At 68.8% G+C, this 12044-nt stretch carries 7 protein-coding genes; 3 read left to right on the plus strand and 4 right to left on the minus strand.

Features of this window, described 5'->3' with window-relative positions:
- Positions 1-105 precede the first annotated feature (105 nt).
- On the plus strand, positions 106-3351 hold the full coding sequence (gene drmD, locus JL475_RS01565) for a DISARM system SNF2-like helicase DrmD (protein WP_202274116.1): 3246 nt from the start codon (positions 106-108) through the stop codon (positions 3349-3351).
- On the plus strand, positions 3348-7667 hold the full coding sequence (locus JL475_RS01570; protein ID WP_202274117.1) for a DNA methyltransferase: 4320 nt from the start codon (positions 3348-3350) through the stop codon (positions 7665-7667). The genes drmD and JL475_RS01570 overlap by 4 nt, the downstream gene beginning before the upstream one ends.
- Positions 7668-7752: 85 nt before the next feature.
- Here JL475_RS01570 and JL475_RS01575 read toward each other — a convergent pair whose 3' ends face one another.
- Positions 7753-7953 carry a DUF397 domain-containing protein gene (locus JL475_RS01575; RefSeq protein ID WP_202274118.1) on the minus strand — a complete coding sequence of 67 codons (201 nt, stop codon included), beginning with the start codon at positions 7951-7953 and terminating at the stop codon, positions 7753-7755.
- A gap of 2 nt (positions 7954-7955) precedes the next feature.
- On the minus strand, positions 7956-8780 hold the full coding sequence (locus tag JL475_RS01580; RefSeq protein WP_307824942.1) for a helix-turn-helix transcriptional regulator: 825 nt from the start codon (positions 8778-8780) through the stop codon (positions 7956-7958).
- A gap of 292 nt (positions 8781-9072) precedes the next feature.
- Here JL475_RS01580 and JL475_RS01585 point away from each other — a divergent pair, with 292 nt between their 5' ends.
- On the plus strand, positions 9073-9447 hold the full coding sequence (locus tag JL475_RS01585; protein ID WP_202274120.1) for a VOC family protein: 375 nt from the start codon (positions 9073-9075) through the stop codon (positions 9445-9447).
- 216 nt (positions 9448-9663) lie between these two features.
- Here the strand turns inward: JL475_RS01585 and JL475_RS01590 are convergent, their stop codons facing one another.
- Both JL475_RS01590 and JL475_RS01595 read right to left on the minus strand, forming a co-directional pair.
- A complete protein-coding gene (locus tag JL475_RS01590) occupies positions 9664-10194 on the minus strand; it encodes an SRPBCC family protein (RefSeq protein WP_202274121.1) in 531 nt (176 codons plus the stop codon).
- Between the two features lie 109 nt (positions 10195-10303).
- Positions 10304-11647: an endonuclease domain-containing protein gene (locus tag JL475_RS01595; protein ID WP_202274122.1), complete on the minus strand. Its 1344-nt coding sequence runs from the start codon at positions 11645-11647 to the stop codon at positions 10304-10306.
- Positions 11648-12044 lie beyond the last annotated feature (397 nt).

The following is a 12044-nucleotide window of genomic DNA, read 5'->3' on the forward strand; positions in this document are numbered from 1 at the left end:
GTTTACAGTCAACTCTCCGTGTTACGCTGCGATCGCACCGCCCGGAGGGGAGACAGGACACTGTCTACGGACGGCCGCAGGAGAGACCCGAGGGGAACAGCGCCCATGACGCCAGCAGCTCAGCGCGAGACCGAGCGGACGGGGGCCGAGCAGCTCCCCGAGGAGGGAAACCTCGTCGAGGTGCGCGGCCAGTCCTGGGTGGTCGCCCGCGTCGAGCCGTCCCCGGCCCCCGACGGCGACGAGGAGCGCAGGCCCGCCACCCTCGTCCACCTCCAGTCCGTCGCCGACGGCCGCTTCGGCGACACCCTCTCCGTCATCTGGGAGGTCGAGCCCGGCCGCCGCGTCCTGCCCGCCGGCTCCCTCCCCGACGCCTCCACCGGCGCCTACGACTCCCCGAACCGCCTCGCCGCGTTCCTCGACGCCGTCCGCTGGTCCGCCGTCGCCTCCGCCGACGCCAAGACCCTCCAGGCCCCGTTCCGCTCCGGCGTCGCCGTCGAGCCGTACCAGTTGGAGCCGGTCTCCCGCGCCGTCGGCGCGCCCCGCGTCAACCTCCTCCTCGCCGACGACGTCGGCCTCGGCAAGACCATCGAGGCCGGACTCGTCGTCCAGGAACTGCTGCTGCGCGGCCGGGCCCGCCGCACCATGGTCGTCTGCCCGGCCGGCCTCACCCTCAAGTGGCGCGACGAGATGGCCGAGAAGTTCGGCCTGGAGTTCACCATCGTCGACTCCGAGCACTGCGCCCGCCTGCGCCGCACTCACGGCACCGCGGCGAACCCCTTCCGCGTGCACCCGCTCACCATCGTCTCCCTGCCCTGGCTGCGCGGCCAGAAGGCCCAGCGCCTCCTCGATGAGGTCATCGGCGCCCCCGAGGAGAGCCCCGACGGCGAGCACAAGCGCTTCTTCGACCTCCTCGTCCTCGACGAGGCCCACCACGTCGCGCCCGCCGCGCCCAAGCAGGTCTACGCCGTCGACTCCCAGCAGACCAAGCTGATCCGGCGCCTCGTCCCGCACTTCGAGCACCGCCTCTTCCTCTCCGCCACCCCGCACAACGGCTACCCCGAGTCGTACACCGCCCTCCTCGAACTCATCGACGACCAGCGGTTCGCACGCGGCGTCGACCCCGACAAGGATGCGCTCAAGGACACCGTCGTACGCCGCCTGAAGTCGACGGTCACCCACGCCGACGGCACGCCCCGCTTCCGCACCCGCGTCACGCGCGAGCTCTCCGTCGACTACACGCAGCAGGAGCGGGCGATCCACGAGCTGCTCGGCTCGTTCGCGGAACTGCGCCGCAAGAAGCTCACCCCGAAGGCACGGGGCGGCCGCCGCGCCGCAGACCTGGTGACCCTGCTGCTGAAGAAGCGCCTGTTCTCCTCCCCGGCGGCCTTCCTGCACACCGTCCAGGTCTACCTCTCCCACCTGGAGGACACCGGCGGCCCCGCGCGCGGACGTTCGGCCGCCGCCGAAGTCCCCGAGTGGCTGGAGGAGTTCGCCGATCTCGTCGCCGACCTCGACGACACGGGCCTGGTCGACGCCGAGGACGACGCCCTGACCCGCTCCACCTCCCTCACCCCCGCCGAGGACGGCCAGGAACTCGACCTGCTCCAGGAGATGGAGCGCTGGGCTCTCACCCACGAGGCCGCGCCCGACTCCAAGGCCGAGGCGCTGATCCGCGAGATCAAGGCCATCTGCCGGACGTCCGACGGCAAGCACTGGACCAACGAGCGGGTCGTCGTCTTCACCGAGTACCGCGACACCCAGGAATGGCTCCACGACCTCCTCCAGCAGGAGGAACTCACCGACGGCGGCCGCGTCGAGCGCCTGCACGGCGGCCTGTCCGCCGAGGAGCGCGAGCGCATCCGCCTCGGCTTCCAGACCGAGCCGTCCCGCGCCGAGGGCAAGGTCCGCATCCTCCTCGCCACCGACGCCGCCGGCGAGGGCATCGACCTCCAGAACCACTGCCACCGCCTGGTCAACTACGACATCCCCTTCAACCCCAACAAGCTCGAACAGCGCATCGGCCGCATCGACCGCTGGGGCCAGAAGCAGGACCCGGAGATCACCCACTTCATCGGCTCCGGCTGGCAGCAGGCCCAGGCCGGCTCCTACGAGGCCGACCTGGAGTTCCTCTCCCGCGTCGCCAAGAAGGTCGCGCGCATGGAGCACGACCTCGGCTCCGTCAACGCCGTCCTCGCCGACGCCGTCCAGCGCCGCATGACCGGCGACACCGCCCCCGTCGACATCGAGAACGCCAAGCCCAAGCCCATCAAGGGCCGCCGCACGGGCGGTGACGTCACCCCCGAGCAGAACGTCACCGCCCAGACGAAGCGGCTCGCCGACCAGTACGAGGAGACGGTCAGCACGCTGGGACTGACGCCGACCAACGTCAAGCGCGTCGTCGACACGGCCCTGGCCCTCGACCACCAGCCGCCGCTCGTGCCGTCCACGGTCCGCGCCGAGGACTTCGAACCGGGCGACCTCTTCGACGTGCAGCCCCTGTCCGGCAGTTGGGAGCGGGCGACCCGCGGTCTCGCGCACAAGCTCCGCGAGGGCGAGCAGCGCCCGCTCACCTTCTCCCCTCAGGTTGCCGCGCAGGGCAGGGACGACGTGGTCCTCGCCCACCTCAAGCACCCGCTCGTCGCGCTCTCCACGCGGCTGCTCACCGCGGCCGTCTGGAACGCCGACTCGGTCGGCCTGAGCCGTGTCACCGCCGTCGTCACCGAGGACCCGGCCGTCACCACGACCCTCGTCTCCGCGTACGCCCGTTACGTCCTCGTCGGCACCGACGGCACCCGCCTGCACGAGGAAGTCCTGTACGCGGGCGGCTGGTTCGGCGACACGGGTCGATTCCGCCGCTGGGAGTCGGTGGGCGAGCAGGGCAGGGTCCTGTCCCATGCCCTCACCGACGGCACGGAGGCCGCCCCGCACCTGCGCAAGGAACTGACGGAGGCCTGGCCCAAGCTCCGCGACCCCCTCTACCGCTCCCTGGAGGCCCGCGCCGCCGAACTCGGCCGCCAGCTGGAGAGCCGCCTCGCCGACCGCCGGACCGAGGAGGAGCGCCGCATCACCGCCACCCTCGACCGCTTCGAGAACACCCTGCGGGCGAAACTCAAGGAGGAGGGCGACGGCGAAGGCGAACAGCTCGCCCTCCTCACCACCCACGAACTGACCGGCCACGAACGCCGCCAGTTCGAGGAGGACCGCCAGCGCTGGCAGCACCGCCTCGAAGGCCTCCCCGCCGAGCGCGAGCGGGAGTTGGCCGCCATCGCTGCCCGCTACCGCGAGCCCCGCTCGCACCTCTTCCCCGCCGCCGTCGTCTTCGTCGTCCCCGCAAAGGAAGCCCGCCGATGAGCCCCCGCCGCCCCATGAGCCGTGGAGTAGCCGCCGCCAAGGCCCAGGCCGCCGACGGCCGCCGGCAGCACCAGGAGTGGCTGGACCTCACCGAGGTCTCCGGCCCCTTCCTCACCATGCCCGTCCTGCTGCGCGCCTGGCCCCAGCTCGGCACCCTGGAGAAGGACGAACGCGCCCGCCTGCGCGCCCACCACGCCGACTGGCAGACCGACACCGTCGCCGGGCGCGACGCGTGGGTGGCGTACGTCCTGCGCCGCCTGCTCGGCTGGGACGACGCGCTGACATTCCGCCAGGGCGAGTCCGAGCACCACGGCCTGGACCGCCTCACCCTGCGGGTCGCCGAGCACAACACCGAGGTCCGCCCCGACTTCGCCCTCGTCGAACCGGGCACCGACCTCGCCGCCGAACCCGATGTGGACTCCGCCGCCAAGCGCGTACGCCTCCTCGGCGTCACCGTCCCCGCAGGCACTGCGCCCACCGCGCGGGCGGGCGGTGGCGGCGACTGGGCGGCGGCTCCGGCCGACCGTCTGGCCCGCCTCCTGCGCCACCACGGCGTCCCGCTGGGCCTGGTCACCGACGGCCGCTGGTGGTGCCTGGTCTGGGCCCCGCTCGGCGGCGTGACGACGACCGCCGTCTTCGACTCCATCGGCTGGAACGAGGCGGCGGAGCGCAACGTCGTCCGCGCGTTCGCCTCCCTGCTGAGCCGCCGCCGCTTCTTCGAGTACGACGACGCCGAGACCCTCGTCGGCCTCCTCAAGGCCAGCCTCGCGGCCGGCGAGGACGTCACCGAGGCGCTGGGCGTCCAGGTCCGGCAGGCCGTGGAACTCCTCGTCGACGCCATAGGGCGCGCGGACGTGCGCGCCATCGAGAACGGCGCCCCCGGCCTGCACGCCTCCGACGTCAGCGCGAGCGAGGTCTACCGCGGCGCGGTCGCGGTGATGATGCGCGTCGTCTTCCTCCTCTTCGCCGAGGAGCGCGGCCTGCTGCCGGCCGACAACGAGGTGTACGCGCGGTCGTACTCCGCCCGCTTCCTGCGCGACGAGCTGAAGGCGCGGGCGGACGAGGAGGGCGAGACGTCGCTGGAGCACACGACATCGGCCTGGCACCGTCTGATCGCCCTCTTCCACGCCGTGCACGGGGGAGTGGACCACCCGGGCTCCGGCTTCCACCTGCCCGCTTACGACGGCTCGATCTTCGACCCGGACAAGTACCCCTGGCTGGAGCGCACCACCCCGCTCCTCCCCATCGACGACCGTACGGTCCTGCACATGCTCCAGGCCGTGCAGGAGGTCCGCGTCGGCAAGGGCAAGGACCGCGAGGTCCGCACGCTCAGCTTCCGCGCGCTGGACGTCGAGCAGATCGGCTACGTGTACGAGGGCCTGCTGTCGTTCGACGGGCGCCGGGCGACCGAGCACATGGTGGGGTTGATCGGCCCGGAGGGCCTGGAACACGAGGTCCCGCTGCGGGAGCTGGAGTCCCTGGCGGCGAAGGCCGGCTCGTCGGTCAAGACGCTGGCGAAGTCCATTCACGAGAAGTGGAAGGACCCCAAGCCCCCGGCGACGGCGGGCCAGTTGGAGAAGAAGCTCGCCCCGGTCGGTGTCGAGGACGCGGCCGAGGCACGCCGCCGACTGAACGCGGTGACGAAGGACGCGGCGCTGACGGAGCGTCTGCTCCCGTTCGTCGGCATCCTCCGCGACGACCTGCGCGGCCTGCCGACGGTCATCCCGAACGGCACCCTGTACGTCGCCGAGTCCTCCCTCCGCAAGAACACGGGCACGCACTACACGCCCCGCTTCCTGGCGGAGGAAGTCGTCCTGCACGCGCTGGAGCCCTTGGTCTACGAGCCGGGCCCGCTCCAGACGGCGGACACGGGGGAGTGGCGGCTGAAGTCGGCCGACCAGATCCTGGACCTGAAGGTCGCGGACATCGCGATGGGCTCGGCGGCGTTCCTCGTGGCCGCCTGCCGCTACCTCGCGGACCGCCTCATCGAGGCCTGGGAGAACGAGGGCCGCACGGACGTGATGGTCTACCGGGCAGGCCGTGCCGTGGACGCCGTGACGGCGGCCGACGCCGAACAGGACCCGGTGGTGGTCGAGGCCCGCCGCCAGATCATCGAGCACTGCCTGTACGGCGTGGACATCAACCCGATGGCCGTGGAGATGGCCAAGCTGTCGCTGTGGCTGGTCTCCATGGACCCGGAGCGGCCCTTCACATTCCTGGACGACAGGTTGGTGTGCGGGGACTCGCTGCTGGGCGTGCACAGCATGGAGCAGCTTCAGTCCGTGCACATGAAGCCGCGGGGGCAGACGGACGTCCTGGCCGAGCAAGCGCGGGAGCTGGTGGACCAGTTGACGCGCGAGCGCCTGGCGATTACCGCCATCAAGGGCGTCGACCTGCCAGCTCTCCAGAAGAAGCGGGAGCGGTTGGAGGAGGTCAACCGGCATTCGCGGCGACTGCGATTGGTGGGCGACCTGATCGCGGGGGCGGCGCTGGCCACCTGTGCTTCGGGGCGGGTGCCTTGGTACGAGGAGGAGGGCGGGGAGCGGGTCCGGGACCTGTTCCCCCGGGCTGCATGGATCGTGCGGCAGATCGTAGAGGACGGGGTCGAGGAAAACTCGGACGTGGTCCGTGAGGCACAGGCGATGGCGAAGCAGTGGCTGGCGGCTGAGCTGCCCGAGGGGGCGCTGGAACGGCGACCGGTACATTGGCCGTTGGTTTTCCCAGAGGTGTTTTCGCTGAGGGGCGGGTTCGATGCAGTCGTAGGTAATCCACCTTTCCTTGGAGGGCAGAAAGTAACGGGCGCTGCGGGGCAGTCATACCGCGAATATATGATTGACTATCTAGCGGCAGGGCAGCGTGGAAGTGCCGACTTGGTGGCGTACTTCGCCTTGCGTGGGCATCAGTTGCTAAATCTTGGCGGACAGGCTGGCTTGATTGCAACGAACACGCTGGCTCAGGGAGATTCCCGGGAGGTTGGCCTAGATCAGCTTGAGGGTCACGGAGTTACTATTCGTCGGGCTATCAAGAGTAAGTCATGGCCGTCCAAGTCCGCTGCTCTCGAGTACTGTGCTGTCTGGATGAGTCAGATTTCTGCCTCGGAAGATGCCATCTGCATTCTTGATGATCTCGTGGTGCCGAATGGGATCTCGACGTCACTAAACCCAGCCACGCGGGAGACCTCATGGGTGCAGCCTCTAGAGCGGAATAATGGCGTATCCTTTATTGGTTCTTATGTGCTGGGTATGGGTTTCACCCTCGAAGAGGCAGAGGCGTGTGCTTGGATCGCTGAAGATTCCCGCTATTCGGATATTCTATACCCGTACGTCAATGGGCAAGATGTTAACCAAGATTTCACGCATCGCGCCAGTCGGTGGATTATTGATTTCCAGGACCGCTCGCTGCGTGAAGCGGAAATCTATGAGAAAGCGATGGCTAAGGTCATTCGCGAGGTGAGGCCGGAGAGGCAGAAAAGCAAAGATAAGAGCAGGCGTGAAATCTGGTGGCGCTTCACTCGTCCCGCGCCGGAAATGCGTAAAGCGATTAGTTCACTACGTCAGTGCATGGTTCTTGCTCGGCATACTCAAGTCGTGATGCCGGCTTTGGTTAATACGGGCCAAGTATTCAGTGATGCGACGGTCGTTTTTGCTTCTGATGACCCTGCTCTGCTAGCTTTTCTGTCGAGCGCGTTGCATCAATCGTGGGCATTGGATCGAACCTCAACGCTTGAAACGCGGATTCGATACACGCCGACCGACGTTTTCGAAACCCTTGTTCGCCCTTCGTTGACCAGTCGTCTCCGTTCTGTTGGTGAGCAACTCATTACTCGCCGTCGAAGCCTGATGCTCGCTCGGAAAATTGGACTAACTGACACCTATAATTTGGTTCATGATCCTGCCTGTCAGGATCATGAAGTTGTGGAACTGCGTCGCATCCACATGGAGATCGACCGGGCCACCGTGGAGGCATACGGCTGGCAAGACCTCCTGGACGAATCCGGGAGGACTCCACCCGCAGATTCGGTCCACGAGACGTTCCCGCTTGACCACGGCTTTCACGATACCGACCAGGGCATTCGCTATACCATCGGCCTGCTCGCGCGGACCGAGATCATCGACCGGCTGCGCCAGCTGAACCACCAGGCGTACGCCGACGAGGTGTATCTCGGTCTACACAAGGGAGTGACGGAGAAGAAGGCCAGAAAGAAGCACCCCGACCTTCCCCCGCCCTCTCCCGAGGCCGTCCGGAAGCACAAGGAGCAGCTGGCCGCGCGAGGTGGGTCGGATTTCGGTGAGGGCACTGAGGGTGCCCTCTTCTGAGCCAGCAGCATGACAACGGGCTGGTTCGCGTCACCTCAGGTGACGCGAACCAGCCCGTTGTTCCGCTTGGAAGTACTGGCCGGCGCTATCCCACCGTGAGCGCGACGAACACCGCCCACTCGTCCCGGTCGACCCGCAGCACCGGCCCGTGGCCCGCGGCTTTGGAGTCCCGTACGTATACGGCGTCGAAACCGGCAGCCACCTCCACGCAGTCGCCGCCGCCTGATCCGCTGTAGCTGCTCTTGAACCAGTGCAACCCGTCCATGTTCTCGGTCACCTGCTCCATGCTCACGTCTCTCCCACCAGCCGTTCGATGAGCCGTGCAGACTCCACGCCGTTCAGGGCCTGCGATCGCAGCTTGCCATACCGCAACCCGAAGGCGCTGACCTCTGCCGGATCACGGACGACGCACCCGACCTCTTGGGACTCGATGTATCCGAGGTGCTGGTGCCCACTGGTCTCCAGCACCACGAACGGTCCGTTCAGGCCGGAGTGGAAACCGGGAGCGGCAGGCATGACCTGCACCTCAACGTTGCGCAACGCACTGACTTCCAGCAGGTGTTGCCACTGCCCGCGCATGACCTCCCTGTTGCCCACAGGATTCCGCAGAGCCTCCTCCCCGATGATGAACGACAACTCGGCGAGCGGCACCCGCGTCAGCAGCTTCTGTCGACTCAGCCGCGCCTCTGTGTGCTGGTCGATGGTTTCCTCGCTCAGCGGAGGACAGTGACCGGAGAACAGGGCCCGCGCGTACCCTTCCGTCTGCAACAGCCCCGGCACCAGCAGCGGATCGTACGAGAAGCGGCTGACGACCTCCGCCTCGATGACCGCGAAGTTGCGGAAGAAGCGCGGCAGTTTCGCCCGGTCCACCTCGTCCTGGAGCACCTCCAGAACCCCGCCCGCTTCCAGCGCCCGGTCCGCCGCCCTCGTGAACGCTGCCTTCGCCGGCCGCCGCCCCTGCTCGACCGAGGCGACCTGCTCCAGCGAGTAACCGATCGCCTCCCCGAGCTCTTGCTGGTTCAACCCGGCCCGCTTGCGCAGGTGCTGGAGCAGCCTCCCGTACGCCGACCACGCCCCCGGCAGGTCACCGCCGCCGTCCGCCTTCGTCTTCACCGTCCGACCGCTCCGCGTGTCCCGCACCGTGCTCACGCCCTCACGCCCTTCCGTCCCGCAACGCACCCCGCCCATCCGCCCCCACAGCGGCGCTCGACCTCGCCGCCGGGACCTTGTTCAACGCAAGCCGCAACGGCCTGGGCACGGCTCCGGACCCGTACAACGGCCGTACAGAACGCAGCCCAGCGGCGGACGGACTGGCGTACACCGCGCATGCCCGCCGCAGCGGGGGGTACGACCCCTCCCGTACAGGGGAGTCGGGAAAGCAGCCGAGGAACGAGGGGTGTCGGAAGTGATTCGAAAGCTGCAGGCGGTCGCGCTGGACTGCGCCGATCCGGTGCGGCTCGCGGAGTTCTACGCGGAGCTGCTCGGTGGCCGGGTGGTCGCGGACCCGGGGGATCCCGACTGGGTCGAGGTGCACGGGTTCGAGGGGATCCCGCTGGCCTGCCAGCGGGTGGACGGCTACCGGCCGCCCGAATGGCCCGGCCAGGAGCGCCCGCAGCAGCTCCACCTGGACTTCGACGTGGACGACCTCGACGGGGAGGAGAAGCGGGCGCTCACTCTCGGCGCGACCGTGCTGGAGCGGACGGACCAGCTCCGCCCGGGGACCAACTGGCGGGTCTACGCGGACCCGGCCGGCCATCCGTTCTGCCTCTGCCTCCACTGAGCCGACCGGGCCCACCACAGCCACTGAGGCGGTGTCAGAATCCGTCCCCAGAAAGAGACTTCCGGGTCCAGCCATGTGACTTGGCACCGTACCCGGCATCTCCCCGGCGCAAGGTCGACTTGTACGAGCACGCCGCCGGCACCCCGGCAGCCATCGGCCACAAGACCCTGGTGGTCAACACCGACACCACCAATCCTTCGGAGGCCGCTGCCCGGATCACTGCCGCTCTTCGGCAAGCCTCTTGATGCCGTGAAGGGTGGTCTCCATCCCCGCGCGCAGTTCTTTCAGCCGGAAGGAAATGATCTCCTCCTCCCGATCCGGCCAGCGCTCGATGGCCAGGGTGACCCCGTTGCGGCCCGGCCCGATGAGGGCCGACTGCCGCAGCCGGGTGCCCTCGCCCTCGGCCTCGAGTTCGTAGCGCCAGGACGCCAAAGGCTTCGCCGGATCCAGCGTCGGCTCTCCGTACCGGCCGTCCGCATCCGTGACGGCCCAGGCGAACACCCGTGGTTCGTCCATCTCGACCACGTGGGAGACGGTCCGCCACTCGCCGAGCTTGTCGTGGTGGTTGTAGCCCTCGAAGCGCGCACCCACCACGGGCCGGTCCGCGCCGTCGAGCCATGCGACGCGCTGCAGCTCCGGACTGAGCCGGGCAGGCAGATGGACGTCCGTCACCAGCTCCCAGACCCGCGGTAAGGCCGCCTCGACATGAACATCGCAGTGCACATGTGGGCCATCGGTGAATCGCACGTCAGTCTCCCTCGGTTCGGACTCCCTGATCATCTGCAATTCTGATGCGCTTTCATCGACCGTCAAGCGGCTGCGGGGTGACGTTGGTGCCGGGCCTCCCGCTGTTCGCTCAGAACAGCGCCAGGCCCTCACCGCTGGTGTCCGCGATGACTGGCCGGGACCGGGTGGGGAGGCCGTCCAGGCGGTCGGGTCCGGCCGCGGCGGCCACGGCAGGGGCGGTCTCGGCCAGCCAGGTGCGGAACCGCTCAGCGGCTTCGCGGTAGGGGACTCGCGCCAGGACACGGTGCTCGCCGGAGGGGCAGAAGTCGACGGTGACAGTGAGCAGGCAGGAACGGGGAGCGTTCTGACTGCCCGTCCAGGACACGCGCAGCACACCGCAGGGCTTGCGCCCGCGGGGGGCACGGTGGGTCGGGCGCAGTGATCGGCAGGCTATGTGGGCGGTCCATGCGGCGAGGTGGGGCAGTGGCAGGGTGGTGCGGGTGCGGCAGCCGGGGCAGCGGTGCCAGTGGCGGAGCCAGTCGGCGGTGTGGGTGTGGAAGAGGCGTGTGTAGTGGTGGGCCACGCGGATGTCGTTGCTGTACAGGTGGTCGGGTCGTTCTTGTGTGTTGCAGGAGTGGCAGACGGGGGCGCGGACGTAGCCGTGTTCGTGGCAGTGGTCGAGTACGGCGGCGGGTGCGGTGCGGCAGACGGCGCACGTCCATCCGGCCACCTTGCGGGAGGTGCCGGGTTTCCTGCTGAGTACCGAGTACAGGTGGCCTTTCAGTTCCTCGTTGTACGGGCGCAGTGGGGTGGTGGGGCAGTCGGGGCTCGTCGTCTGCCGGCCGTCGGCGGCGCGGGCCTGCCGAGGGTGGGAGGGCGGCTCGGTGGCGGTTGCGCTTTTCTGGCAGGTCAGCGCGGCTTTCAGCCACTGCGTTTCGGTGTGCTCGGCCGCGTCCAGCAGTCTGACCACGGCGCGCGGCAGCCACCATGTCCGCCTCGTCCGGTCGTGGGTTTGTTCCACGAGGATCCGCCGCCAGTCGATCCCCGCCAGATGGTACGGTCGGCCGTCTTCACGTCGGGCTGCCCGCTCGGGGGCGCCCAGCTCCTGCAGTTCTTGGGTGATGCGTCGGCGCCATCGCAGCGGCGTTCCCTCCGTGTGCTCCTGCTGCGGCGCGTCACGGAACGGACCGATGCGGACCAGGTCCTGGCGGTCCATCTCCACCGCGTTCAGTTCCGCTGCCGCCCGGCGCACCTCGGTCTCCGGAACACGCCACTGGCCGCCGCCTGCCTTCACCGTCGCCACCACACGACCACCGAGCAGGACGTAGCCCGCCCGGGCATCGGCGGGAGAGCAGGTGAACGCCGCAGAAGCCGTCGGCACAGCGCTGTCGGTCGTCAAGCCGGCCCACAGAGCGTCCGCGGCGCCCAGAGTGATCAGGCCGCCCGTGCGGCCCGGGATGACACGCTCTGACATACCCACAGGCTAACGGCCGGCAGCGCGGCAGCGACCTCCCCGTTGCCGGGGTTCCGTTCGTCTTGGACGGTACCTCCTGCTGGGCGAGGACGACGCCGTCCGTGTGCAGGGCGGAGACGAGGTGGACTCGGGTGCCGTCAGGGCGGAGTGTTCCACGCAGGGTCTTTCCGTCCACGGTCCGCACCGGTGAGAGCTTCCAGTGCGGGGTGACAGGTTCCGACGGCAGTGTGGTCATGGCGGATGTCACTGTGCAGAACGGCCAGGGTGAGTTCGACTGGTGTCTTCAGGTCAAGCGGAGGCCGGGCGGCGACCGGCGAGGCCCGGGCATCGCACGGCCCGGGGGACCAGCACGTCGTGTCGGGCGCCACCACACACGTGGCCGGACCCCGATGCGGGC

Origin of the sequence: Streptomyces sp. M2CJ-2, assembly GCF_016757295.1 — a bacterium.
Lineage (GTDB): Bacteria > Actinomycetota > Actinomycetes > Streptomycetales > Streptomycetaceae > Streptomyces.

What these genes read in the sequence shown, in the direction of transcription:
- JL475_RS01595 (WP_202274122.1), bottom strand. Translation starts at nt 11,647, where the DNA reads ATGTCAGAGCGTGTCATCCCGGGCCGCACGGGCGGCCTGATCACTCTG.
- JL475_RS01575 (WP_202274118.1), bottom strand. Translation starts at nt 7,953, where the DNA reads ATGGAGCAGGTGACCGAGAACATGGACGGGTTGCACTGGTTCAAGAGC.
- drmD (WP_202274116.1), top strand. Translation starts at nt 106, where the DNA reads ATGACGCCAGCAGCTCAGCGCGAGACCGAGCGGACGGGGGCCGAGCAG.
- JL475_RS01570 (WP_202274117.1), top strand. Translation starts at nt 3,348, where the DNA reads ATGAGCCCCCGCCGCCCCATGAGCCGTGGAGTAGCCGCCGCCAAGGCC.